Raw genomic sequence first — 23,080 nt, 5'->3', positions numbered from 1 at the left:
GCCCGCACCCCGCTCCACCCACACCCCACCTCGCAGAGCCGACCGCACCACGCCGGGCGAGGCCCGTCCTGCCACCCGCGAGGCGAACGGGTGAATCGCGTCCCAGCGATTCGCCCCAGCCGTCCGCACCCCGCTCCACCCACGCCCCCACCCCGAGAAGCCGACCGCGCCACGCCGGGCGAGGCCCGGCGTGGAATCCAACTCAGAACAGCGTGATCGGCTTGACGATGTCGGCGTAGATGAGGAGGGCGCTCATGCCGCCGAGGACGAGGACGACGACGTAGGTGAGCGGGAGCAGGCGGGCGATGTCGACGGGGCCGGGGTCGCGGCGTCCGAAGAGCTTGGCGATCCGGCGGCGCAGGCCCTCCCAGAGGGCGCCGGCGATGTGGCCGCCGTCCATGGGGAGCAGCGGCACCAGGTTGAAGACGAGGAGGGCGACGTTGAGCGAGGCGAGGACGCCGACCATCGTCTGCACCTTCGACACGACGGGGAGCTGGTCGGAGGCGGCGATCTCGCCCGCGATCCGGCCGACTCCGACGACGCTGATCGGGCCGTTGGCATCGCGCGCCTCCGAGCCGAACGCCGCCCGGGCGACGTCGATGAGGCGCTGCGGCAGGTTGAGGATCACATGGGCGACGCTGGTGATGTTCGACCAGACCGTCTCGGGCACCGCGGTGACCGGCTGCTGCGCGAGGGCCGATGTGGGCGAGATGCCGATGAAGCCGACCGTCTGCGTCTCGATCGCACCGGAGGCGTCGGTGACGGGGGCGCCGTTCGCGTCGGTCACCGCGACCTCGTTCTCGGCGGGGGTGATCGTGAGGGTCAGCGGGGCGCCGTCGCGCTGGACGGACACGCTGAGCGGGACGCCCGCGGAGCGCTGGATGATCGGGGTCAGATCGTTCCAGGTGCTCACCGGAGTGCCGTCGATCGCCGTGATCGTGTCGCCCGGCAGCAGGCCGGCCGCGACTCCGGGTGCCAGCGGGTCGTCGGCGGTGCAGGTCGCGGTCGCGCGCTGCGACTCCGGGACCACGCACTGCGAGACCGCGGCGAGGGTGCTGGTGCTCTGCGGGATCCCGATGCCGCAGAGGAGGACGGTGAAGAGGACCGTGGCGATCACGAGGTTCATGAAGGGGCCGCCGGCCATGACGATCACGCGCTTCCACACGGGGAGCCGGTAGAACGCGCGGTGGTCCTCGCCGTCGCCGATCGTCTCGGCGCTGGCGGCGCGGGCCTCGTCGATCATCGTGGCGTAGGCGCCGCGCCGGGGCTCCTCGAGCTGGGCCTCGGAGGACGCCAGGCCGTTGAAGAAACCGGTGCTCGACTCCGTGGGCCGGTCCCCCGGGTGCTTCGGCGGGTACATGCCGATCATGGCGATGTAGCCGCCGAGCGGGATCGCCTTGACGCCGTACTCCGTCTCGCCTCGGCGCCGGGAGAAGAGGGTCGGCCCGAACCCGATCATGTACTGCGTGACCTTGACCCCGAACAGCTTGGCGGGGAGGAGGTGCCCGACCTCGTGCAGGGCGATGGAGAGGGCGACGCCGACGGCGATGATGACGACGCCGAGGACGAAGAGCAGCACGGATTCCACCGACACACTGTAGGCCGGGCCCGCCCGTCCACGCTGGGGTGCGCCTGCACGGATCCGATGAACTCCGCGGCCGAGAGGATCAGCGGCGCGACGTCCGCCGACAAGGATCCGCGGAAACGGAGCCCGTCCGGATGACCCCTGGTCAGACTCCGGCGATCCGCTCGTCCGCCGTGCGGCGCGCCCACTCCTCCGCCGCGGCCAGCGACTCGCGGGTCAGCGTGCCGTCGACGCTGTGCGCGTCGACCACCGCCTCCACCGTCTCGAGGATGTCGAGGTAGCCGATCCGCCCCGCGTGGAACGCCTGCACGGCCTGCTCGTTCGCCGCGTTGAACACGGCCGGGTAGGAGGCGCCCGCCTCCCCGACGCGCTTCGCGAGCCGGACCGAGGGGAACGCCTCCTCGTCCAGCGGCTCGAACGTCCAGGAGTGGGAGCGGGTCCAGTCGAGCGGGACGCCGACCCCGGCGACGCGGTGCGGCCAGTCGAGGCCGAGCGAGATCGGGAGCCGCATGTCCGGCGGCGAGGCCTGGGCGATCGTCGAGCCGTCGACGTACTCGACCATCGAGTGGATCACCGACTGCGGGTGCACGGTGACGTCGATCCGGTCGTAGGGGACGTCGAAGAGCAGGTGCGCCTCGATCACCTCGAGCCCCTTGTTGACCAGGGTGGAGGAGTTGGTCGTGACGACCAGGCCCATGTCCCAGGTCGGGTGCGCGAGCGCCTGCGCCGGGGTGACGTCGCGGAGGGAGGCGCGGTCGCGTCCCCGGAACGGCCCGCCGGACGCGGTCAGCACGAGGCGGCGGACCTCGCGGTGCTCGCCCGCGAGGAGGGCCTGGGCGATCGCGGAGTGCTCGGAGTCGACCGGCACGATCTGGCCGGGACCGGCGAGCGAGGTGACGAGCTCGCCGCCGACGATCAGCGACTCCTTGTTGGCGAGGGCGAGCGTCCTGCCCTCCTCGAGCGCCGCGAGCGTCGGGCCGAGCCCCACCGAGCCGGTGATCCCGTTCAGCACGACGTCCGCGTCGACCGAGCGGATCAGCTGCTCGGCCTCCTCCGCGCCGAACGCCGTGTGCTCGACGCCGAACGCGGACGCCTGCTCGGCGACCGCCGCCCGGTTCGAGCCGGCGGCGAGGCCGACGACCTCGAACCGCTCGCGGTTCGCGCCGATGACGTCGAGAGCCTGCGTGCCGATGGACCCGGTCGAGCCGAGGATGATGACCCTGCGCATCCGCCCATCCTGGCACGGAGCGCCCAGCGCCTCCCGGTCAGCTGATGGCGAGGATGTCGACCACGAAGACGAGGGTGTCGGTCCCGCTGATCCCCGCGTTCTGGTTGCCCTGGTCGCCGTAGCCCTTCGACGGCGGGATGGTGACCAGCACCTGCGAGCCGACGGTCTGGCCGACCACGGCCTCCTTGAAGCCCTCGATCACGTCGCCGGTGCCGAAGGCGGCGGGAGCGGGCTTCCCCCAGCTCTGGTCGAACACCTCGCCGGTGCCCCAGACCACGCCCTGGTACTGCACGATCAGCTGGTCGCCGTCGGCCACGGTCGCGCCGCTCCCCTTCTTGAGGACGGCGAGCTGCAGGTCGGCGGGCGGGTCGGTCGAGGGGATGGTGACGGTGGGCGCCCCGTCCTCGGCGAGCGCCACCGTCGGCAGGCCGTCGACCGGGGGCTGCGGCTCGCCGTCGGCGGCGGTCGGCACGATCTGCTCGACGTCGATCACCATGACGATCGAGTCGGTCGCGGCGATGCCGAACTGGCTCTGCCCGGCGTCGCCGAACGCGTCGGCCGGGGGAACGACGGCGACGACGCGCGAGCCGACGGTCGCGCAGTTGACGGCCTTCACGAGACCGGCGAGGTACTGGTCGGTGTCGACCTCGAAGGCCGCGCGGCCACCGGACGCGTAGCTGCTCGCCGAGAACTCGGCACCGCTCGTCCCGTTGTAGAGCGTGTAGTCGACCAGCACGGTGTCGCCCTCGGCGACCTCCTCGCCGGTGCCCTCGATCGCGACGGAGCGCTCGGTGGCGTCCACGCTGACCGGGCTGGGGAACACGGTGACCGGCTTGGTGGCGAAGTCGCCGCTGGTCTGCACTGCGGCGGTCGCCTCGCCCTCGGTCGCGCAGCCGAGCGGGGTGGCGGAGGCGGACGGCGCTGCATCCGGCTCCCCGGGGGTGCAGGCCGCCAGGCTCAGGGAGGCGCCGAGGACGGCGAGGATCGCGAGGGTTCTGCGCACAGGGGCACCTTTCGTGACCGGCGGCGGCCGGTGGACGTTCGGGGATCGCCTCCATCCTGCACGGCGCGCCTCGCAACGCGCTGGGTGCGGGTCCTCGAACGGTCCCAGGCCTACCATCGGGGCATGCGTGAATTCTCGGTCCCCCAGTCCCGAGAGCTCGTCACCGAGCTCCCCGGCCCGCGCTCCGTCGCCCTCCAGGAGCGCCGCGTCGCCAGCGTCTCCCGCGGCGCCGGGACGCTCGCGAACATCTACATGGACCACGCGTCGGGCGCGGTCCTGGTCGACGTCGACGGCAACCGCCTGATCGACCTCGGCTGCGGCATCGGAGTGACCACCATCGGCCACGCGCACCCCGCGGTCGCCGCGGCGGCCGCCGCGCAGGCCGAGAAGCTGACGCACACCCTCTTCACCGTCACTCCGTACGAGAACTACGTCCGGGTCGCCGAGAAGCTCGCCGAGATCACCCCCGGGGACTTCGAGAAGCACTCGATCCTGGTCAACTCCGGCGCGGAGGCGGTCGAGAACGCCGTCAAGATCGCGCGGAAGTTCACCGGCCGCCGCGCCATCGCGACGCTCGACCACGCCTTCCACGGCCGCACCAACCTCACGATGGCGATGACCTACCGCCCCTGGCCGGAGCGCGCGGGCATGGGCCCCTTCCCGGGCGAGATCTACAGCCTCCCGATCAGCTACCCGTTCCGCGACCCCGAGGGCATGACGGGCGAGGAGGCGGCCGAGCGCACCATCGACTACATCACCACCCACATCGGCGCGCAGGAGCTGGCCGCGCTCTTCGTCGAGCCGATCCAGGGCGACGGCGGCATCATCATCCCGGCGCCGGGCTACTTCCGCCGCCTGTCCGAGTTCTGCACCGAGAACGGCATCGTCTTCGTCGCGGACGAGATCCAGGCCGGCATCGCCCGCACCGGCACCTGGTACTCCATCGAGCACCACGGCGTGGTCCCGGACCTCATCACGACGGCCAAGGGCATCGCCGGCGGCTTCCCGCTCGCCGCCGTCACCGGCCGCGCCGAGATCACGGACGCCGTGCAGCCCGGCGGCATCGGCGGCACGTTCGGCGGCAACCCCGTCTCCACCGCCGCGGCGCTCGCGACGTTCGAGGCGATCGAGTCCGAGGGCCTGCTGGAGGAGGCGCAGCGGGTCGAGCGCCTGCTGCAGGCGCGGATCGGCGACTGGGCCGAGCGCTTCGCGGTCGTGGGCGAGGTCCGCGGCAAGGGCGCGATGTGGGGCGTCGAGCTCGTCCACCCGGGCACGAAGAAGCAGTACCCGGAGGCGCTCACCGCGATCCTGAAGCATGCCACCACGAACGGCGTGATCGTCCTCGACGCGGGCAGCTGGGACAGCGTGCTGCGGATCATGCCGAGCGTGGTCATCAGCGAGGAGCTCATCGACGACGCCGCGACGGTCATCGAGGAGGCGCTCGCCCAGTTCGGCTGATCCGCCGCATGACCGGAGCGGCATGGACGCCCCGGTAGCTTCGTCGGAATGCGGATCGACGACGACCACGAGAGGCCGACTCCCCCGGGGATCGGCCTCTCCGCGCGTCTGGCGCGCCTGTCCATCGGCGGCGTCGGCCGGCTGGTCTACCGGCCGATCGTGGAGGGGCGCGACAACGTCCCGGCCGAGGGACGCGTGATCCTGGCGGCCAACCACCTCTCGTTCATCGACTCCCCGGTGCTGACGCTGCTCGCCCCGCGGCCGGTGCAGTTCCTGGCCAAGTCGGACTACTTCACGGGGACCGGCGTGCGGGGCGCCCTCTCGCGCGCGTTCTTCACGAGCGTCGGAGCCGTCGCGGTCGAGCGCGGCGCCGGCCAGGCCGCTCAGGAGGCGCTGGACCTCGGCCGGGCGATCCTCGAGCGGGACGAGGCGTTCGCCGTCTACCCCGAGGGCACCCGCTCCCGCGACGGGCGCCTCTACAAGGGCCGCACCGGAGTGGCATGGCTCGCCCTCACCACGGGCGCGCCGGTGGTCCCCGTCGGCATGATCGGCACGCAGGAGCTCCAGCCGGTGGGCACGAGGGTGCCGCGCCTGCACCGGATCACGGTCCGCTTCGGGGCTCCGCTGGACCTCTCGCGGCACGGCTCCGCCGACTCCGGCCGCGCCCGACGCCACGCCACCGACGAGGTGATGGCGGCCGTCCACGCGCTCTCCGGGCAGGAGCTCGCCGGTGCGTACAACGAGTCGCCGCCGACGACCACGGTCGAGCGCATCCGCCGGGCGCTCCCGCACGAGCGCCGCTGAGCCTCAGCGCGCGGACGCCTCCGGCTCGTGGGCGACGGGGAAGTTCACCGAGTTCGCGATGAAGCAGAGCCGGGAGGCCTCGGCGTGCAGCGTCTGGGCGATCGCCACCATCGACTCCTCAGCGACAGTGACGCGGGGCCGGAGGGTCACCGAGGTGAAGCGGCCGCTCTCCCCCTCCTGCAGCATCGAGCCCACCGCGTCGTCCGTGTAGCCGGTGACGACGACTCCGTTCTTGACCGCCACGTGCAGGTAGGAGAGGAGGTGGCACTGCGCGAGCGCCGCGAGGAGCAGCTGCTCCGGGTTCCAGCGGTCGGCGTCGCCCCGGAAGGGCGTGTCGGCCGAGGCGAGGATGGGCGCCGGGCCCTCCGCCGTGACGGTCAGCTGGCGCCCGTACTCGCGGTAGCCGCTCGTGCCGGTGCCCCGGTCGCCCTCCCAGACGACGGACACCGCGTACTCGTGCTCGGACTTCATCGGGCTCCTCCTCGACGGCGGTGGATCAGGCCGGTCGCGCCGGTCTGGACCTCTGGACGCGGAACCCCCGCGGGTAGACTCCGAGGACCATGACAGACACGCTCGCCCCCCAGGTTCCCACGTCCGCAGTCCCCCAGGAGCGGCGCGTCGCGACCGAGATCCCCGGGCCGCGATCCCGGGCCCTGCACGAGCGCCGCCTCGCCGTCGTGCCCACCGGCGTCGGCACCGCGCTCCCCGTCTACATCGACCGCGCGCACGGCGCGATCCTGGTCGACGTCGACGGCAACAGCTTCATCGACCTCGGCGCCGGCATCGGCGTCACGACGATCGGGCACACCGACGACTCCGTCGTCGCGGCCGCCGCGGAGCAGCTCGCGCGCCTCACGCACACCCTCTTCACCGTCACTCCGTACGAGCCCTACATCCGCGTCGCGGAGCTGCTGGCCCAGCACACCCCCGGCGACTTCGCCAAGAAGACCGTCCTGGTCAACTCCGGTGCCGAGGCGGTCGAGAACGCCGTCAAGATCGCGCGCAAGCACACCGGCCGCCCCGGCGTCGCGGTGCTCGACCACGCGTACCACGGACGCACGAACCTCACGATGGCCATGAACTTCAAGGCGCTTCCCTACGGCCTGGGCTTCGGACCCTTCGCCAGCGACGTCCACCGTGCGCCGAGCTCGTACCCGTACCACGACGGCTTGTCGGGAGCCGAGGCCGCCCAGCGCGCGATCTCGTACCTCGAGAAGACCGTCGGCGCGTCCGCCCTGGCCTGCCTCGTCGCCGAGCCCATCCAGGGCGAGGGCGGCTTCATGGTCCCCGCCGACGGCTTCCTCCCGGCACTGCAGGAGTGGTGCACGGCCAACGGCATCGTCTTCGTCGCCGACGAGATCCAGTCGGGCATGGCCCGCACCGGCGCCTGGTTCGCCAGCGAGCACCTCGGCCTCGTCCCCGACCTCGTCCTCTCGGCCAAGGGCATCGCCGGCGGCCTGCCGCTCGCGGGCGTGACTGGCCGCGCCGAGATCATGGACTCGGCGCAGGCCGGCGGACTGGGCGGCACCTTCGGCGGGAACCCCGTCGCCGCCGCCGCCGCCGTCGCGGTCTTCGAGCGCATCGAGCGCGAGGGCCTCCTCGCCGAGGCCGACCGGATCGGCGCACGCCTGGGCGCGGCGCTGCGAGGCCTGCAGGAGCGCTACGACATCATCGGCGACGTCCGCGGCATCGGCGCGATGATGGCGATGGAGCTCGTGCAGCCCGGCACCGCCGGCACCACGAAGGAGCCGAACGCCGTCGCGGTCCAGGCGATCATCGACTACGCCGCCCAGCACGGGGTCCTCGTGCTGAGCGCCGGCACCTACGGCAACGTGGTCCGCTTCCTGCCGAGCCTCGCCCTCACCGACGAGCTGCTCGACGACGCCGTGTCGGTCATCGCCGACGCGTTCGCCACCCTCTAGGCGCGATCCTCCGAAGGCCACCGCGGGCGCCGAGGCGCTCCCCGGTGGCCTTCGGCGTCTCCGGGAGCGCGGGACCGGTCCACGCATCGGGCAGGATGGGGGGATGCCAGCAGGAACCTTCACCGTCGCCGAGTCCGTCGAGCTGGCCGTCGTCGAGCGATCCGGGTTCGTCGAGTCGCGCCACGCCGGCTCCGCCGTCCTCCTCGACTCCGAGGGCCGCGTCGCCCGCAGCCTCGGCACCCCGACGGCTCCCGTCTTCCCCCGCTCCTGCCTCAAGCCGTTCCAGGCCCTCGCGGTGATGACCGCCGGAGTCGAGCTGAACGGCGCGGAGGCGGTCATCGCCACCGCGAGCCACGCCGGCATCCCCCAGCACGTGGCGCTGGTGCAGAACCTGCTCTTCCGCGCCGGCCTGGACCACACCGCCCTGCAGTGCCCGGCCGACTGGCCCGGCGACTCCGGGACCCGCGCTCAGCTGCTGCGGGCGGGCGCGACTCCGGACCCGCTCTACATGAACTGCTCGGGCAAGCACGCGGCGATGCTGCTGGCCTGCGTGCAGAACGGCTGGAGCACCGAGGACTACCTCGAGCGGACGCACCCGCTGCAGCAGCACATCGTCGACACGATCGAGCGCCTCACCGGCGAGCGCGTCGTGGCCTCGGGGATCGACGGCTGCGGAGCTCCCGTGCACGCCCTTCCTCTGACCGCGCTGGCGAAGGGCGTCTCGCGGATCGTGTCCTCCTCCCCCGCCTCACCGTTCGGCCTCTACCGCCAGGCCGGCGTCCTCACGGCCGCGATCCTCGAGAACGCGTGGGCGATCGACGGCCCGGGCCGGGACAACACCGTCGTGATCGAGCGCTTGGGCCTGGTCGCCAAGCTCGGCGCCGAGGGCGTGCTCGTGATGGCCTCGCCCGACGGCACCACCGTCGCCCTGAAGATCCTCGACGGGAGCCTCCGCGCCGCGACCGTGGTCGCGCTGAAGCTCCTGGTCGAGGCGGACGCGGTGGACCGGACCGCGGCGAACGACGTGCTGGTGCGGCTGAACCCGGTCGTGTCGGGCGGCGGGCGCCCGGTCGGCGCGATCCGCGCCTCCTACGTCTGACCGCACGTCCCGGCACGCCCTGAGCTACTGCTCGCGCGCGAGGCGCTTCGCCCGGGCCGCCGCGGAGACCTGCGTGATCACCACCACGAGGATCGCCAGGACGAACACCGCCGATGCGATGACGTTCGCCTCCGCCGGGATGCCGCGCGCCGCCGCGATGTAGATGTACTTCGGGAACGTGGTGACCGATCCGGAGTTGAAGTTCGTGATGATGAAGTCGTCGAAGCTCAGCGCGAACGAGAGCAGCGCCGCGGCGAGGATGCCGGGCAGCAGCAGCGGGAAGGTGATCCGCCAGAAGACCTGGTTCGGCGACGCGTAGAGGTCGCGTCCCGCCTCCTCCAGCTTCGGGTCCAGGCTCGCCACCCGCGCCTTCACGGTGACCACGACGAAGCTGATGCAGAACATCGTGTGCGCCAGCACGATCGTGACCAGCCCCTTCTCGGCGCCCACGCTGAGGAACTGCGCGGCGAGGCCGGCTCCGAGCACCACCTCCGGAGTCGCCATGGGGAGGAACAGCAGCAGGCTGATCGCCGACCGGAACCGGAAGCGGAACCGCACGAGCGCGATGGCGATCATGGTGCCGAGCGCAGTGGCCAGCACGGTGGCGATCACACCGACCAGCAGGCTGTTCCCGAAGGCGGTCATCACCTCTTCACTGGTCCAGGCCGACACCCACTTGTCGAGGGTGAACCCGCGCCAGGCGAGGTTGCTCTTCCCCGAGTCGTTGAAGGAGAAGACGAAGGTGTACCCGATAGGGATGAGCAGGAAGAGCAGCGCCAGCGCCGTGTAGACGCCGAGCCCGAGGCCCCGGAAGCGGCGGCGGCCCCGGATCGGGGCGGGGGGCGACGCGCCGAGCGCCTCCTGGGCGCTCGCGAGCGGACGGTCGGCCGTCGCGGTCACAGGAGGTCCTCCGTTCCACTGCGCTTCACGTAGAAGCCGACGATGACCAGGATCACGGCCATCAGCACGATCGAGAGCGCGGCGGCCGCCGGGTAGTTCTCGAGCGTGAGGAAGTTCGCCTCGATCGCGTTGCCCACCATCGAGGTCTGCGACGAGCCGAGGAAGTCCCGGCTCGCGTTGATGTAGTCGCCCGCCGCGGGGATGAACGTCAGCAGCGTGCCGGAGACGATGCCCGGCATCGACAGGGGGACGGTCACGCTCCAGAACACGGAGGCGGGGTGCGCGTAGAGATCCGACCCTGCCTCCAGGAAGCGTACGTCGAGGCGCTCGAGCGTCGTGTACAGCGGCAGCGTCATGAACGGGATGAAGTTGTAGGTGATGCCGAAGATCACGGCGATCGGCGTCCCCGTGAGGTGGCCGTCGCTCGGCAGGACCGCCACGGCCTTGAGCGCCTGCACGAGCGGGCTCTCGTCCGCGAGGATCTGCTTCCACGCCAGCGTCCGGAGCAGGAAGCTGATGAAGAAGGGCGCGATCACCAGCGTGAGGAGCAGGTTCTGCAGCAGCGGCCAGGGCCGCGCCTTCACTCCGATGAAGTAGGCCAGCGGGTAGCTGATCACCAGCGCGAGCACCGTCGCGATCAGCGCGTAGCCGAAGGAGCGGAGCACGTGCGGCCAGTAGTCGCCCATCACCACGAGGTAGTTCTGCCAGGCGAACCCGGGGGCGTACTCGCCGATGTCCCCGTCCGGCACCTCGGCCTGGAAGGACGTGAGCACGAGCGAGATCAGCGGCGCCAGGAAGAACAGCAGCATGTAGGCGATGCCCGGCAGCAGCAGGACGAGCGCGACCGTCGACCGCCGGCGGACCGGAGCGTCCTGAGGATCCGCCTGCCCCGTGGCGAAGGCGGCGAAGGCCATGCCTACGCTCCCCCGCTGCGACCGGCCAGGAGCCCCCGGCGCTGCACGGCGATGGCGCTGGTGGAGTCGTCCGCCTCGAAGCGCGGGACCGAGCCCGGTTCGTCCGCGAGTCCGAAGCCGTGCTCGGTGCTGAAGCCGACCCACACCTCCGCTCCCTCGCCGACGACCGGCCCGAAGACCATGTTCTGCGCGAAGACGACCACCGGGCCCAGGCCCGGCATCCGGATCGTGTACTGGGTGCTGACCCCGCTGAAGGAGACGTCGACCACTCGGCCGGGCCCGAGCACGTTCCGGCCGGAGTCCGCCGGCGGCTCCTGCGTCAGCAGCAGGAGCTTCTCGGGGCGGACGCCGACCGTGATCTCCCCGCTCGTGCGGGCGCAGCGGGCGACGGGCACGACGATCCGGTGCCCGCCCGCGTCGACGGTGAGTGCGCGGTCGGTGCTGCCGACCACCTCACCCGTGAAGAGGTTGGACTGGCCGAGGAAGTTCGCGACGAACGCGGTGCGCGGGAGCTCGTAGAGCTCCTCCGGCGCGCCCATCTGCTCGATCCTGCCCTTGTTCATCACCGCGACGGTGTCGGCCATCGTCATGGCCTCCTCCTGGTCGTGCGTGACGTGGAGGAAGGTGAGGCCCACCTCCTCCTGGATGGACTTGAGCTCCAGCTGCATCTGCCGGCGGAGCTTGAGATCGAGGGCGCCGAGCGGCTCGTCGAGCAGGAGCAGGGCGGGCCGGTTGACGAGGGCGCGCGCGAGGGCGACCCGCTGCTGCTGACCACCGGAGAGCTGCGCGGGGCGGCGCTGGGCGAGGTGGTCGAGCTCGACCAGACGGAGCGCCTCGTGCGCCTTGCCGACGGGGTCGGCGATCCTCCGCCGCTTCAGGCCGAAGGCGACGTTCTCGAGGATCGACATGTGCGGGAACAGCGCGTACGACTGGAACACGGTGTTGACGGGCCGCTGGTACGTCTTCGTCTCGGTGACGTCCCGCCCGCCGATGAGGATCCGGCCGGCGGAGGGCTCCTCGAGCCCGGCGACCAGGCGCAGCGTCGTCGTCTTGCCGCAGCCCGAGGGGCCCAGCAGGGCGAAGAAGGAGCCCGCCGGGATGGTGAGGTCCAGGGAGTCGATGGCCGTGAAGCCCGGGTACTGCTTGCTGATCCCGACCAGCTGGAGGTCGGCGCCGCTCTCGGCGAAGGTCCCGATCGCCATCAGATGCCCAGGAGCACCTTCTGGAACTCGGCCTGGTACTCCTTCTCCTCCGCGGCGGTCAGGGTCCGGAACACGTGCGCCTGCGCGAGCGTGTCCTCGTCGGGGAAGATCAGCTGGTTCTCGGCCAGCTCCGGATCGATGCTCTCCATGACGTCCTTCGCTCCATCCACGGGGGTGATGTAGTTGACCCAGGCGGCCACCTCGGCGGCGACCTCGGGCTCGTAGTAGTAGTTCATCAGGGCCTCGGCGCTCGCCTTGCGCTCGGAGCCCATCGGGACCACGAAGGTGTCGTTCCAGAGCGCGCCGCCCGAGTCGGGGAAGGCGAACTCCCACTTGTCGCCGGCCTCGGCGTTGATCAGGGTGATGTCGCCGGACCAGCAGATCGCCGCGAGGGTGTCCTCGTTCTGCAGGTCGTTGAGGTACGCGTTCCCCTTGATGTTGCGGATCTGTCCGGCGTCGACCTGCTCGCGGAAGACGTCGATCGCGTTCATGTACTCATCGTCGCCCCAGGAGCCGGCGATGTCCGTCCCCTGAGCGAGCATGATGAGCCCGATCGTGTCGCGCATCTCGCTCAGCACGCCGACGCGGCCGCGGAGCGACGGATCCCACAGATCTTCGATGCTCGAGAGGCCCTTCGGCAGCTTCTCCCTGTTCCAGCAGATGCCCGAGAACCCCGCCTGGTACGGGAGGGAGAGCCGGCGGCCCGGATCGAAGTCGGGGTTCGCCAGCGAGGGGGTGAGGTTGGCGATGTTCGGGATGTTCGCGTGGTCGAGCTCCTGCACGTAGCCGCGGCGGACCAGGCGCGAGACCATCCACTCCGTCAGGCAGACCGTGTCGGCGCCGATGTACTGCCCGAGCGCGAGCTGATCCTTCACCTTGCCGTAGTACGAGTTGTTGTCGTCGACGGCGACGTTGTAGGTCACCGCGATTCCCGTCTGCTCCTCGAAGCCCTGGAGCGTGGGGTGGTTCCCGTCGTCGTCCTCGTCCATGTAGGCGGGCCAGTTGTCCCACACCAGGCGCGGGTCGCCGGCCGATCCGTCGGCGGCGGCGGTCGGAGCGGCACGGGTCTGCGGGGCGCAGGCGGCCAGGGCGAGGGCACCCGCTCCGAGGCCGATCCCGCCGAGGACCGCCCGACGCGAGAGGACCGCCCGGCGCTCGCGCTCGTGCGAGCGTGCCGCGGCGACGGCCCGGCGGAGGACGGGATCCCTCGGGAGGGGACGGGTCATGGCGGGGGCTCCTGACTGCGTCGGGGCTCGTGCCTCGAGGGCCGAACGTGGGGAAATACTGGCACAGCGCTCATCCGCCTGTCACGGCGAACGGAGGAGAACGCTCATCCGGAAACATGATCGTCACGAATTCCGCACCCGGAGGCCGTGTCGACCGCCGATTCGGTCCCCGGAGGCCGTGCCGTCAGCGGGTGAGGGGCGGGCGTCCCGAGCCGCCGGCGGACCCGTCGACGCGCTCGACCGCCATCTCGACCGAGGAGAGCAGGATCCGGCTGCCGAGCTTCGCGCGGTAGCGGCGGCCGGCCTCGAGCGGGAGCGGCGCCTGGGTCGGCGCGACCAGCACGGACCCGTTGGCCGACCAGCGGTCCCTGACCCAGAGCCCGCCCTCGTCGAAGCCGAACTCGAGGTGGGTCTTGGAGAGGGATCGCGACGGATCCGGGATCGCGAGGATGTGCCGGAACGTCTCGTTGGGGTCCGGGAGCGGCTGGCGTCCGATCAGGCCGTTGCCGGTCACGATCGCGTGCTGCCCGGTCGCGAAGCTGAGGCGCACGAGCCCCTGCGAGGGCGGCGCCATCGGTGCGCCGGGGGCGGGACGCCGGTGCCGGCCGGGGGCCAGGCCCGGCAGCCAGGCACGGCGGGACGGGTCGAGGACCGTCGTGTCGCCGGAGGACGAGGGGCGGGACGCACCCGTCGTGGCATGCGCCGCCACCGACGAACCGCACTCGCCGCAGAGGATCGCCCCGGGAGCGAGGTTGGAGCCACACGTGCTGCAGATCACCGAGAACGCCCTTCCGCTCACCATCGTACCCAGCGCCGGCGCGGGGAGCCTCGAGCCGGCCGAACCCGACGCGAACCGGCAGGCGCAGGACCGTCGTACGGCCGTTCGGCACGTGCGGGCGGTCCGGCGGCACCGCCGCCGCGGCCGTCCCGTGCCGGAGCGCTGCTCGTCAGACCGGTGCGCCGGCCTCCTCGTCGCCGGTGACCGCGAGGACGTCGACGACGATCACGGTGACGTTGTCGCGCCCGCCGTTGTCCAGCGCGGCGTCGACCAGGGCGTCGGCCGCCTCCTGAGCGGAGCCGGTGCCGGTGAGCAGGTGGCCGACGCCGGCATCGGTCAGCTCCTTCGTGAGTCCGTCCGAGCAGATCAGCAGACGCGATCCGGCGAGGACGGGCACGAGCCGGTAGTCGGGGACGGGCGCCTCGTGGAAGCCGACCGCGCGGGTGATCACGTTGCTGTGCGGATGCACGTCGGCCTCGTCGCGGGAGATCAGGCCCGCGTCGACCAGCTCCTGGACGATGGAGTGGTCCACGGTGAGCTGCACGAGGGTCCCGGCGACGCTCAGGTACACGCGCGAGTCGCCGATGTTGAAGACGGACCAGTAGGGCTCTCCCCCGACCACCGTGAGCGCGATCCCGGTGACCGTGGTCCCGGTGCCGACGTCGGCCGTGTGCGACTGCCGGGCGATGTCCCCGACCGCCTCCCGAAGCGCCCGGTCGATCTCCTCCGCTCCGACGGTCGCGCCGAGCGCCGCGGTGGACAGGCGCGACACGACCGCGTCGCTGGCGACCTCTCCTGCCGCGTGCCCGCCCATCCCGTCGGCGACAGCGAAGAGCGGGCTCTTGGCGAGGTAGCTGTCCTCGTTCGCGCTGCGCACGTGGCCGGTCTCGGTGCGCGCGGCCCAGCCGAGGGTGACTTCGGCCGAGGGTGCGTCGGAGCTCCAGGCGGAGACGGGGACGGTGACGGACGCGCGGCTGCGGCCGATCTGCGTCATCGCTGCTCCTCGCATCCCCGTGGCCCGCAGCCGTCCGGTCCGACGGCCCGTGACCGCCGGCTCCAGGGGTGCCCGGCCGCCTCCCGATGGTAGTCGCTGACGGCCCTCCGCCGAGCCGGCCGCCATCGCTGTCGCCCGATGTCCGTCGCGCAGACGGGACCACGCTCAGACCACCGGATCCGATGCCGGAGCGAGCTCCGACGTGCGGATCCACTTGCCCGGGCACTCGAGGACTGCCAGAATCGCCGCATGGCCCCGTCTCGCCCGCCCTCTCAGCGTCCTGTCCAGCTCGACGAGGTGTCGAAGGCGATCATCGAGCAGCTGCAGGCCGACGGTCGGCGCTCGTACGCCGAGATCGGCAAGGCCGTGGGCCTGAGCGAGGCGGCCGTCCGGCAGCGGGTGCAGAAGCTCACCGAGTCGGGCGTCATGCAGATCGTCGCGGTGACGGATCCGATGCAGCTCGGCTTCTACCGCCAGGCGATGATCGGTGTGCGCGTCACCGGCGACACCCGCGACGTCGCGGACCGGCTCGCCTCCATCCCCGCCGTCGACTACGTCGTGCTGACGGCCGGCTCCTTCGACATCCTCGCCGAGGTCGTGTGCGAGAACGACGACGATCTGATCGCCCTGCTCAACCAGGAGATCCGGTCGCTTCCCGGCGTGCTCTCGACCGAGACCTTCGTCTATCTGAAGCTCCACAAGCAGTTCTACAACTGGGGAACGCGGTAAAAGATGACCACCGAGACAGCCTTCTCGACCTCCGGCCTCGAGTCGGGCGATCCCGTCCGCGGGACCGACGCGCCTGGGGGGATCGACGACGCCTCCCTGCAGAAGAAGGCGAAGGACCACCTCTGGATGCACTTCACCCGTCAGTCGACGATGGACTCCGGCGCGGGCGTGCCGATCATCACGCGCGGCGAGGGACACCACATCTGGGACAGCACCGGGCGCAAGTACTTCGACGGCCTGTCCGGCCTCTTCGTCGTCAATGCGGGACACGGGCGGCGCCGACTGGCGGAGGCCGCGGCGAAGCAGGCGTCCGAGCTCTCCTTCTTCCCGCTCTGGTCCTACGCGACCCCCTCGGCGATCGAGCTGGCCGACCGGCTCGCCGACCACGCGCCGGGCGACCTGAACCGGGTCTTCTTCTCGACCGGCGGCGGCGAGGCGGTGGAGACGGCGTTCAAGCTCGCCAAGCACTACTGGAAGCTGCAGGGCAAGCCGGGCAAGCACAAGGTCGTCTCGCGCTCGGTCGCGTATCACGGCACTCCCCAGGGAGCGCTCGCGATCACGGGCATCCCCGGGATGAAGTCGATGTTCGAACCGCTGGTGCCGGGCGGCTTCCGTGTCCCCAACACCAACTTCTACCGGGCTCCCGAGCACGGCGACGACCTCGAGGCGTTCGGCCTGTGGGCGGCGAACCGCATCGAGGAGATGATCGAGTTCGAGGGGCCGGACACGGTGGCCGCCGTGTTCCTGGAACCCGTGCAGAACTCGGGCGGCTGCTTCCCGCCCCCTCCCGGGTACTTCCAGAGGGTCCGCGAGATCTGCGACAAGCACGACGTGCTGCTGGTGTCCGATGAGGTGATCTGCGCGTTCGGCCGTATCGGGCACATGTTCGCCTGCGACGAGTACGGCTACGTGCCGGACATGATCACCTGCGCGAAGGGGATGACCAGCGGCTACTCCCCCATCGGCGCGACGATCGTCAGCGATCGGATCTACGAGCCCTTCCGCCACGGTCAGGTCGTCTTCCCGCACGGCTACACCTTCGGCGGCCACCCCGTCTCGGCCGCGGTCGCGCTCGAGAACCTCGACATTTTCGAGGAGGAGGGCCTGAACGAGCGCGTGCGAGAGAACTCGCCCGTCTTCCGGTCCACGCTCGAGAAGCTGCTCGACCTGCCGATCGTCGGCGACGTCCGGGGCGACGGCTACTTCTTCGGCATCGAGCTGGTGAAGGACAAGGCGACGAAGGAGACGTTCGACGAGGACGAGTCGGAGCGGCTGCTGCGCGGATTCCTCTCGAAGGGGCTCTTCGACGCGGGGCTGTACTGCCGGGCGGACGACCGAGGCGATCCCGTCGTGCAGCTCGCACCGCCGCTCACCATCGGCCCGCGCGAGTTCGACGAGATCGAGCAGATCCTCCGGAGCGTTCTCACCGAGGCCTGGTCGCGGCTCTAGCGACCTCACGCGGCGCGCTCCCGCCGATCGGCGGCGAGTGCGGCCGCGACCCGGCGCGCACCTGCGTGGTGCGGATCGAGAGCGACGGCCTCGTCGGCGAGCCGTCCGGCCTCGTCGGCACGGCCCTCACCGGCCAGGATCCGCGCGAGGAGGACGAGCACTCCGGCTCGCTCGCTCGCGGGTGCGACGACGGCGGCACGGCGGAGCAGCGGGGCGAGCGCTCCCGCCGCGCCGGGGTCACCGCTCCGCGCCGACCGCAGCACGCGGTCCGCACCGCGGCTGCGCTGCACGGCCACGACGAGCGCAGCCAGGCCCGCAGGCCGGACCTCGGGATCGGGACCGGTGAGAGCTCGCCGGACGAGGTCGTCGACGCCGTGCAACAGCACGTCGGGCAGTTCGGCCCGCGGGTGGCGGTCGAGGAGACGGTCGACCGCGGCGGCCACCGCTCGCGGGTCGTCCCGGTCGCCGGCCTCGAGCCCGTCGTCGCGGCCGGACGACGGGAGCACGGCGACGCGGAGGGCGAGGCCGGGGAGCCGGCGCGCACGCTCCTCGAGGGCGGCGACGAGTCCCTCGCACGACTCCGGACCCGCCTCGCCGGGATGCACCAGCGCGAGTGCTCGCTGCACCCGCCCGAACCGGCCGAGCGCACCGAGGCTGGCCCGCGCGATCAGGGACGGATCCGCCCCCGACAGCTCGAAGCGGAGCGAGCCGCTCGGCGCGCCGGCCCGGAACGGGACGAGCACGAGGCTCGCCTCGGCCGCACCCCGCCGGGACCCGTGAGCGGCGTGGAACAGGGCGGCGTCGTCGGGTGAGGCCGGGACACGCGAAGCGGGAGCGGGGTGGAGGAAGATCGCTGAGGAGGTCATGCTGCGATCCTGCCGACCCTCGCACCCGCCGGGAGCGACGGCCCTCGGGATCATCGGAAGGATCTCGAGATCGCCGCCTGTGGAGGGAGAGGTCCCATCGACACCGAATCGCCGGCGCTCGGATGGCGCCCTCCGGCCAGGAATCCCTCCACAGGGACCGATCGGCCGAGTTCTGCACCGGTGTCCGATTCCCGCCGGTCGGTGGGGAGTCCCGCGGATACTCTCGACGCATGAGAACGACTCCCCTTCACGTCCGACGGACGACGAGCCCCCTCGGCCGCATCGAGGTGGGCAGCGACGGCGATGCGATCGTCTCGCTCGCCATCGAGCAGGCCGGTCTGCTCCCGCACGAGCACCTCCCGGAGTCGGACCTCCCGGTGCTCCTGCGGGCCGTCGAGCAGCTGGACGAGTACTTCGACGGGACCCGCCGCTCTTTCGATCTGCCGGTCGCTCTGCGCGGCACGCCCTTCCAGCTCGAGATCTGGCAGCGGCTCCAGGCTCTGGGCTTCGGGGAGATCACCTCCTACGGCGCACTGGGCACGGCCGCCGGTCGCCCCCGGGCGGGCCGGCCGATCGGCGGAGCGGTAGGTGCGAACCCGGTGCCGATCATCGTGGGCTGCCACCGCGTCCTCGCGAGCGACGGACGGATCACCGGCTTCAGCGCGGGCGAGGGCGTCGCCACGAAAGCCTGGCTTCTCGATCACGAGGGGATCCCCCACCGATGAGCACGGCCGACGGACTCGTCGAGGGAGAGGACGGCCTGGTCCGCTGCGCCTGGAGCGGCGCGGATCCGGAGTACCGCCGCTACCACGACGAGGAATGGGGCACCCCGCTGCACGGAGATCGCCTGCTGTTCGAGAAGATCTCCCTCGAGGCGTTCCAGTCCGGCCTCTCCTGGATCACGATCCTCCGCAAGCGGCCGAGGTTCCGCGAGGCCTTCGACGGCTTCGATCCGGCCCGCGTCGCCCGGTACGACGACACCGATGTCGAGCGGCTGATGGAGGACAGCGGCATCATCCGGAACCGCGCGAAGATCATCGCCACCCGGGACAACGCCCGGGCCGTGCTCGCGCTCCTGGAGCAGAGAGGCGAGGGCGCGCTCGACGAGCTCGTGTGGTCCTTCCACGATCCGGACGTCGAGGACCGGGTGGTCCGAGCCGCCGACGTCCCTGCGACGACGCCCGGGTCGACGGCGCTCGCGCGAGCGCTGAAGGCCGCTGGGCTCCGCTTCGTCGGACCGACCACCGCGTACGCGCTGATGCAGTCGGCCGGAGTCGTCGACGACCACCTCACCGGCTGCTGGCGCCGACGCTGACGCCTACGACTCCGGCACGACGAGGTCGAGCTCTCCCGTGTGCCGGTTCTCGGCGAGCAGGAACCCGCGCCCGGCCGCCCACGCCGAGAGCTCGCCGAGCGACTCCGTCGCCACCCGGTCCTCCGCCAGCGCCCTGACGAAGCGTCCCTTGCCCTGCTTGTTGAAGTGGTTCAGCGACCGGAGGACGCCGTCGGCCCCGCGCGAGCGGACGCGGACGAAGAACCGCCCCTCGCCCGCAGGGACCGGTCCGAGCGCCGCGTACGCCTCGCTCCGCAGATCGAGGACGAGCCCGTCGAGCGCGCTCAGCACCCGCCCGGCCTCCGCCGCCCACCACCGCTTGAGCGGTCTGCCCGGCACACGGGAGTCGTGGGACAGACGGTATGCAGGGATCAGGTCGAGGGCGCGGATCGGCCCCCAGAGCGCGGACTGCACGATCGCCGTCCGACCGAGCACCTCCCGTGCACCGGAATCGAGGCTGCGCGCGTCGAGCGCATCGAACAGCACCCCGTCGAAGCGGTCGACCGCGGGGAGACCTGCCGCGGTCGCGAGCCCCGCGTTGCGATCGATCTCGCCGAGCTGACGCGGACCGAGCTTCAGCGCCCCGGCCGAGAGCTCGCGGTCCCCGGCCAGCGCGATCAGCGCCTCCGCCAGCTCGCGCCGCTTCGCGTGGAGCTCGGGGAAGGCGAGCGACTCGAGCACGAACGGCTCGTCGCCGCCGTCGCGCTTCGTCTCGGACGGTGGCAGCAGGACGTGCACAGGACTCCTTCGGAGAAGAGGGACGGGCGGCACGACGAAGGGGCCGGACGATCGCGATGATCGTCCGGCCCCTCCGTGCCGCGGTGAGCGGCGGTGTACTAGACCAGCGATGCCTGACGGGCGACCACGGTCACCACGTCGTTCTCGACGGACAGGAAGCCGTCGTCGGCCTGCGCGGTGAGACGCGTGCCGTCCAGGGCCGTGACGCGCACCTCGCCGGTGGCGAGGATCGCGAGCATCGGCTCGTGGCCGGCGAGAATGCCGATCTCGCCCTCGACGGTGCGAGCCGTGAGCTGCTTCGCCTCTCCGGACCACACCTCGGCGTTCGCGGACACGACGCTGACCTTCAGGGTCCCGGCCATGATCAGCCGTTCTCCTTCTGGATCTGGGTCCACTTCTCCTCGACGTCCGAGATCGAGCCGACGTTGAAGAACGCCTGCTCGGCCACGTGGTCGAACTCGCCCTTGGTGATCGCGTCGAACGACTCGATCGTGTCCTTCAGCGGGACGGTCGAGCCCTCGACACCCGTGAACTTCTTCGCCATGTAGGTGTTCTGCGAGAGGAACTGCTGGATCCGGCGCGCACGCGACACCGTGATCTTGTCCTCCTCCGACAGCTCGTCGACACCGAGGATCGCGATGATCTCCTGCAGCTCCTTGTTCTTCTGCAGGATCTGCTTCACGTTCGTCGCCACGCGGTAGTGGTCGGCGCCCAGGTAGCGGGGGTCGAGGATGCGCGAGGTGGACGTGAGCGGGTCGACTGCCGGGTAGAGGCCCTTCGACGCGATCTCGCGGGAGAGCTCGGTGGTCGCGTCGAGGTGGGCGAAGGTGGTCGCCGGCGCCGGGTCCGTGTAGTCGTCGGCGGGGACGTAGATCGCCTGCAGCGAGGTGATCGAGTGTCCGCGCGTCGAGGTGATGCGCTCCTGGAGCACACCCATCTCGTCGGCGAGGTTCGGCTGGTAGCCCACCGCGGAGGGCATGCGGCCCAGGAGGGTCGACACCTCCGAGCCGGCCTGCGTGAAGCGGAAGATGTTGTCGATGAAGAGCAGCACGTCCTGCTTCTGCACATCGCGGAAGTACTCCGCCATGGTCAGTGCCGACAGGGCGACGCGCAGACGCGTTCCCGGCGGCTCGTCCATCTGGCCGAAGACGAGCGCGGTCTTGTCGAAGACGCCCGCCTCCTCCATCTCGGCGATGAGGTCGTTGCCCTCCCGGGTGCGCTCGCCGACGCCGGCGAACACCGACACTCCACCGTGGTCCTGCGCGACGCGCTGGATCATCTCCTGGATGAGGACGGTCTTGCCGACGCCCGCGCCGCCGAACAGGCCGATCTTGCCGCCCTGCACGTACGGAGTGAGCAGGTCGATGACCTTGATGCCGGTCTCGAACAGCTCGGTCTTGGACTCGAGCTGGTCGAACTGCGGGGGCTTGCGGTGGATCGGCCAGCGCTCGGTGATCTCGAACGACTCGCCGTTGATCTTCCCGTCGGCGTCGGCGTTGAGCACCTCGCCGATCACGTTGAAGACCTTGCCCTTGGTCACGTCGCCGACCGGGACCGAGATCGGCAGGCCGGTGTCGTGGACCTCCTGGCCGCGGACGAGTCCGTCGGTGGGGTTCAGGGAGATGGCCCGGACGAGGTCGTCGCCCAGGTGCTGCGCGACCTCGAAGGTCAGCTTGCTCGAGACGCCCTCGACCTCGACGTGCGTGTAGAGCGCGTTGTAGACCTCGGGGATCGCGTCGTGGGGGAACTCGATGTCAACGACGGGGCCGGTGACGCGGGCGATGCGGCCGATGGCCCCGCCCGACGTCCCGGTCGCCGCCTCAGGTGCGGTCAGTGTCATTGCTACTTCCTTCTGTGGTCTCACCGCTCCCGGAGGGCGGAGTCGAAACTGTGTGGAGCGGAGCCCTCTTACTTGGAGGAGGACAGGGCGTCGGCGCCGCCGACGATCTCGGCGATCTGCTGCGTGATCTCGGTCTGGCGGGCGTTGTTGGCGAGACGCGTGTAGGTCTTGATCAGCGTGTCCGCGTTGTCGCTCGCCGACTTCATGGCCTTCTGGCGTGCCGCGTGCTCCGAGGCCGCCGACTGCAGCATCGCGTTGAAGATGCGGCTCTCGACGTACACGGGCAGGAGGCGGTCGAGGACCGTCTCGGGGTCGGGCTCGAACTCGTAGAGCGGGTACAGCTCGCTGTTCTGCTCCTCGGCGCCCTCGACGACCTCGAGCGGCAGCAGCCGGACGACGGTCGGCTGCTGGGTGACCATGCTGACGAAGCGGTTGTAGACGAGGTGGATCTCGTCCACGCCGCCCTCCTCGTCATCGAGGTTGTACGACTCGACGACCGCGTCCGCGATCTCCTTCGCCGTCTCGAACACGGGCTGGTCGGTGCCGCCCGTCCAGACGCGGACGCTGGCCCGCTTCCGGAACGAGAAGTACGCGTTCGCCTTGCGGCCGACCAGGTAGAAGACGACCTCCTTGCCCTCGCTGCGCAGCAGCGCGGCCAGCTCCTCGGCCTCCTTGAGCACGCTCGAGGAGAACGCGCCGGCGAGGCCGCGGTCGGAGGTGAAGATCACGATCGCGGCCGTGTCCAGCTTCTCGCGCTCGGTCGTGAGCGGGTGCTCCACGTTCGAGTAGGTCGCGACAGCGGACACGGCGCGCGTGATCGCGTTCGAGTACGGCGCCGCGGCAGCGACGCGGTTCTGCGCCTTCTGGATGCGCGAGGCCGAGATCAGCTCCATGGCCCGAGTGATCTTCTTGGTCGTCTGGGCCGAGCGGATCTTCGACCGGTAGACCCGGAGTTGCGCTCCCATGTGTCTCCTGTTGTCCTAAAAGTGGCGAATCGACGGGGTGCCGCTGG

At 71.2% G+C, this 23,080-nt stretch carries 23 protein-coding genes; 8 read left to right on the top strand and 15 right to left on the bottom strand.

The window, feature by feature from the left end; genetic code table 11:
• Window positions 1-202: 202 nt before the first annotated feature.
• The 3 genes from C5C99_RS07780 to C5C99_RS07770 all read right to left on the bottom strand — a co-directional run bounded on the left by C5C99_RS07780 (window position 203) and on the right by C5C99_RS07770 (window position 3,816).
• Window positions 203-1,588, bottom strand: coding sequence for an RIP metalloprotease (locus C5C99_RS07780; RefSeq protein ID WP_258063663.1), 1,386 nt, complete (start codon window positions 1,586-1,588; stop codon window positions 203-205).
• Window positions 1,589-1,730: 142 nt separating this feature from the next.
• On the bottom strand, window positions 1,731-2,813 hold the full coding sequence (gene dxr / locus C5C99_RS07775) for a 1-deoxy-D-xylulose-5-phosphate reductoisomerase (RefSeq protein ID WP_104223045.1): 1,083 nt from the start codon (window positions 2,811-2,813) through the stop codon (window positions 1,731-1,733).
• 37 nt (window positions 2,814-2,850) lie between these two features.
• Window positions 2,851-3,816 (bottom strand): FKBP-type peptidyl-prolyl cis-trans isomerase, encoded by a 966-nt coding sequence (locus C5C99_RS07770; RefSeq protein WP_159939270.1) that lies wholly within the window; start codon window positions 3,814-3,816, stop codon window positions 2,851-2,853.
• Between the two features lie 123 nt (window positions 3,817-3,939).
• Here C5C99_RS07770 and C5C99_RS07765 point away from each other — a divergent pair, with 123 nt between their 5' ends.
• Together C5C99_RS07765 and C5C99_RS07760 are read left to right on the top strand one after the other, a co-directional pair.
• A complete protein-coding gene (locus C5C99_RS07765) occupies window positions 3,940-5,274 on the top strand; it encodes an aminotransferase class III-fold pyridoxal phosphate-dependent enzyme (protein WP_104339871.1) in 1,335 nt (444 codons plus the stop codon).
• Window positions 5,275-5,322: 48 nt separating this feature from the next.
• Window positions 5,323-6,078, top strand: a complete 756-nt coding sequence (locus C5C99_RS07760) for a 1-acyl-sn-glycerol-3-phosphate acyltransferase (RefSeq protein ID WP_104223042.1) — start codon at window positions 5,323-5,325, stop codon at window positions 6,076-6,078.
• A 3-nt stretch (window positions 6,079-6,081) separates the two neighbouring features.
• Here C5C99_RS07760 and C5C99_RS07755 read toward each other — a convergent pair whose 3' ends face one another.
• A complete protein-coding gene (locus tag C5C99_RS07755; protein ID WP_104223041.1) occupies window positions 6,082-6,549 on the bottom strand; it encodes an OsmC family protein in 468 nt (155 codons plus the stop codon).
• Between the two features lie 89 nt (window positions 6,550-6,638).
• Between C5C99_RS07755 and gabT the strand changes: the two genes are divergently transcribed.
• Window positions 6,639-8,000 carry a 4-aminobutyrate--2-oxoglutarate transaminase gene (gene gabT / locus C5C99_RS07750; RefSeq protein WP_104223040.1) on the top strand — a complete coding sequence of 454 codons (1,362 nt, stop codon included), beginning with the start codon at window positions 6,639-6,641 and terminating at the stop codon, window positions 7,998-8,000.
• A gap of 103 nt (window positions 8,001-8,103) precedes the next feature.
• Complete coding sequence (locus C5C99_RS07745; protein WP_104223039.1) at window positions 8,104-9,099, top strand: asparaginase; 996 nt, start codon at window positions 8,104-8,106, stop codon at window positions 9,097-9,099.
• 24 nt (window positions 9,100-9,123) lie between these two features.
• On the opposite strand, the gene C5C99_RS07740 is transcribed toward C5C99_RS07745, so the two are convergent.
• The 6 genes from C5C99_RS07740 to C5C99_RS07715 all read right to left on the bottom strand — a co-directional run bounded on the left by C5C99_RS07740 (window position 9,124) and on the right by C5C99_RS07715 (window position 15,113).
• Window positions 9,124-9,930 (bottom strand): ABC transporter permease, encoded by an 807-nt coding sequence (locus C5C99_RS07740; protein WP_181027101.1) that lies wholly within the window; start codon window positions 9,928-9,930, stop codon window positions 9,124-9,126.
• Window positions 9,931-9,995: 65 nt separating this feature from the next.
• A complete protein-coding gene (locus C5C99_RS07735) occupies window positions 9,996-10,913 on the bottom strand; it encodes an ABC transporter permease (RefSeq protein ID WP_104260097.1) in 918 nt (305 codons plus the stop codon).
• Between the two features lie 2 nt (window positions 10,914-10,915).
• Window positions 10,916-12,115, bottom strand: coding sequence for an ABC transporter ATP-binding protein (locus C5C99_RS07730; RefSeq protein ID WP_104223036.1), 1,200 nt, complete (start codon window positions 12,113-12,115; stop codon window positions 10,916-10,918).
• Window positions 12,115-13,341, bottom strand: a complete 1,227-nt coding sequence (locus C5C99_RS07725) for a PotD/PotF family extracellular solute-binding protein (protein WP_104339870.1) — start codon at window positions 13,339-13,341, stop codon at window positions 12,115-12,117. The genes C5C99_RS07730 and C5C99_RS07725 overlap by 1 nt, the downstream gene beginning before the upstream one ends.
• 184 nt (window positions 13,342-13,525) lie before the next feature.
• Window positions 13,526-14,050: a hypothetical protein gene (locus C5C99_RS07720; protein ID WP_104223034.1), complete on the bottom strand. Its 525-nt coding sequence runs from the start codon at window positions 14,048-14,050 to the stop codon at window positions 13,526-13,528.
• Between the two features lie 238 nt (window positions 14,051-14,288).
• Window positions 14,289-15,113: a PP2C family serine/threonine-protein phosphatase gene (locus C5C99_RS07715; RefSeq protein ID WP_104272666.1), complete on the bottom strand. Its 825-nt coding sequence runs from the start codon at window positions 15,111-15,113 to the stop codon at window positions 14,289-14,291.
• Window positions 15,114-15,362: 249 nt separating this feature from the next.
• Here C5C99_RS07715 and C5C99_RS07710 point away from each other — a divergent pair, with 249 nt between their 5' ends.
• Together C5C99_RS07710 and C5C99_RS07705 are read left to right on the top strand one after the other, a co-directional pair.
• Window positions 15,363-15,842, top strand: a complete 480-nt coding sequence (locus C5C99_RS07710; RefSeq protein WP_104223032.1) for an Lrp/AsnC family transcriptional regulator — start codon at window positions 15,363-15,365, stop codon at window positions 15,840-15,842.
• A 3-nt stretch (window positions 15,843-15,845) separates the two neighbouring features.
• Window positions 15,846-17,291, top strand: coding sequence for an aspartate aminotransferase family protein (locus C5C99_RS07705; RefSeq protein ID WP_104223031.1), 1,446 nt, complete (start codon window positions 15,846-15,848; stop codon window positions 17,289-17,291).
• Between the two features lie 5 nt (window positions 17,292-17,296).
• Here C5C99_RS07705 and C5C99_RS07700 read toward each other — a convergent pair whose 3' ends face one another.
• Window positions 17,297-18,157 carry a hypothetical protein gene (locus tag C5C99_RS07700; protein WP_104333012.1) on the bottom strand — a complete coding sequence of 287 codons (861 nt, stop codon included), beginning with the start codon at window positions 18,155-18,157 and terminating at the stop codon, window positions 17,297-17,299.
• A 230-nt stretch (window positions 18,158-18,387) separates the two neighbouring features.
• Here C5C99_RS07700 and C5C99_RS07695 point away from each other — a divergent pair, with 230 nt between their 5' ends.
• Both C5C99_RS07695 and C5C99_RS07690 read left to right on the top strand, forming a co-directional pair.
• Window positions 18,388-18,882, top strand: coding sequence for a methylated-DNA--[protein]-cysteine S-methyltransferase (locus tag C5C99_RS07695; protein ID WP_104223029.1), 495 nt, complete (start codon window positions 18,388-18,390; stop codon window positions 18,880-18,882).
• A complete protein-coding gene (locus C5C99_RS07690; protein WP_104232699.1) occupies window positions 18,879-19,472 on the top strand; it encodes a DNA-3-methyladenine glycosylase I in 594 nt (197 codons plus the stop codon). Before C5C99_RS07695 ends, C5C99_RS07690 begins: the two co-directional genes overlap by 4 nt.
• 3 nt (window positions 19,473-19,475) lie before the next feature.
• Here the strand turns inward: C5C99_RS07690 and C5C99_RS07685 are convergent, their stop codons facing one another.
• The 4 genes from C5C99_RS07685 to C5C99_RS07670 form a co-directional block, all read right to left on the bottom strand.
• Window positions 19,476-20,228 (bottom strand): YaaA family protein, encoded by a 753-nt coding sequence (locus C5C99_RS07685; RefSeq protein WP_104339869.1) that lies wholly within the window; start codon window positions 20,226-20,228, stop codon window positions 19,476-19,478.
• A 98-nt stretch (window positions 20,229-20,326) separates the two neighbouring features.
• Window positions 20,327-20,590, bottom strand: coding sequence for a F0F1 ATP synthase subunit epsilon (locus tag C5C99_RS07680; RefSeq protein ID WP_104223026.1), 264 nt, complete (start codon window positions 20,588-20,590; stop codon window positions 20,327-20,329).
• Window positions 20,591-20,592: 2 nt separating this feature from the next.
• Window positions 20,593-22,068: a F0F1 ATP synthase subunit beta gene (gene atpD / locus C5C99_RS07675; protein ID WP_104223025.1), complete on the bottom strand. Its 1,476-nt coding sequence runs from the start codon at window positions 22,066-22,068 to the stop codon at window positions 20,593-20,595.
• A gap of 68 nt (window positions 22,069-22,136) precedes the next feature.
• Complete coding sequence (locus C5C99_RS07670; protein ID WP_104223024.1) at window positions 22,137-23,033, bottom strand: F0F1 ATP synthase subunit gamma; 897 nt, start codon at window positions 23,031-23,033, stop codon at window positions 22,137-22,139.
• Between the last annotated feature and the right edge of the window lie 47 nt (window positions 23,034-23,080).

Source organism: Rathayibacter sp. AY1C4, assembly GCF_002932195.1.
GTDB lineage: Bacteria > Actinomycetota > Actinomycetes > Actinomycetales > Microbacteriaceae > Rathayibacter.
Note: the sequence above shows the minus strand (reverse complement) of the source record. Positions and strands in the feature narration are given on the sequence as shown.

What these genes read in the sequence shown, in the direction of transcription:
- C5C99_RS07710 (WP_104223032.1), top strand. Translation starts at nt 15,363, where the DNA reads ATGGCCCCGTCTCGCCCGCCCTCTCAGCGTCCTGTCCAGCTCGACGAG.
- C5C99_RS07725 (WP_104339870.1), bottom strand. Translation starts at nt 13,341, where the DNA reads ATGACCCGTCCCCTCCCGAGGGATCCCGTCCTCCGCCGGGCCGTCGCC.
- C5C99_RS07670 (WP_104223024.1), bottom strand. Translation starts at nt 23,033, where the DNA reads ATGGGAGCGCAACTCCGGGTCTACCGGTCGAAGATCCGCTCGGCCCAG.
- C5C99_RS07760 (WP_104223042.1), top strand. Translation starts at nt 5,323, where the DNA reads ATGCGGATCGACGACGACCACGAGAGGCCGACTCCCCCGGGGATCGGC.
- C5C99_RS07700 (WP_104333012.1), bottom strand. Translation starts at nt 18,157, where the DNA reads ATGACCTCCTCAGCGATCTTCCTCCACCCCGCTCCCGCTTCGCGTGTC.
- C5C99_RS07690 (WP_104232699.1), top strand. Translation starts at nt 18,879, where the DNA reads ATGAGCACGGCCGACGGACTCGTCGAGGGAGAGGACGGCCTGGTCCGC.
- atpD (WP_104223025.1), bottom strand. Translation starts at nt 22,068, where the DNA reads ATGACACTGACCGCACCTGAGGCGGCGACCGGGACGTCGGGCGGGGCC.
- C5C99_RS07705 (WP_104223031.1), top strand. Translation starts at nt 15,846, where the DNA reads ATGACCACCGAGACAGCCTTCTCGACCTCCGGCCTCGAGTCGGGCGAT.
- C5C99_RS07715 (WP_104272666.1), bottom strand. Translation starts at nt 15,113, where the DNA reads ATGACGCAGATCGGCCGCAGCCGCGCGTCCGTCACCGTCCCCGTCTCC.
- C5C99_RS07680 (WP_104223026.1), bottom strand. Translation starts at nt 20,590, where the DNA reads ATGGCCGGGACCCTGAAGGTCAGCGTCGTGTCCGCGAACGCCGAGGTG.
- dxr (WP_104223045.1), bottom strand. Translation starts at nt 2,813, where the DNA reads ATGCGCAGGGTCATCATCCTCGGCTCGACCGGGTCCATCGGCACGCAG.
- C5C99_RS07755 (WP_104223041.1), bottom strand. Translation starts at nt 6,549, where the DNA reads ATGAAGTCCGAGCACGAGTACGCGGTGTCCGTCGTCTGGGAGGGCGAC.
- C5C99_RS07695 (WP_104223029.1), top strand. Translation starts at nt 18,388, where the DNA reads ATGAGAACGACTCCCCTTCACGTCCGACGGACGACGAGCCCCCTCGGC.
- C5C99_RS07735 (WP_104260097.1), bottom strand. Translation starts at nt 10,913, where the DNA reads ATGGCCTTCGCCGCCTTCGCCACGGGGCAGGCGGATCCTCAGGACGCT.
- C5C99_RS07745 (WP_104223039.1), top strand. Translation starts at nt 8,104, where the DNA reads ATGCCAGCAGGAACCTTCACCGTCGCCGAGTCCGTCGAGCTGGCCGTC.
- C5C99_RS07765 (WP_104339871.1), top strand. Translation starts at nt 3,940, where the DNA reads ATGCGTGAATTCTCGGTCCCCCAGTCCCGAGAGCTCGTCACCGAGCTC.
- gabT (WP_104223040.1), top strand. Translation starts at nt 6,639, where the DNA reads ATGACAGACACGCTCGCCCCCCAGGTTCCCACGTCCGCAGTCCCCCAG.
- C5C99_RS07730 (WP_104223036.1), bottom strand. Translation starts at nt 12,115, where the DNA reads ATGGCGATCGGGACCTTCGCCGAGAGCGGCGCCGACCTCCAGCTGGTC.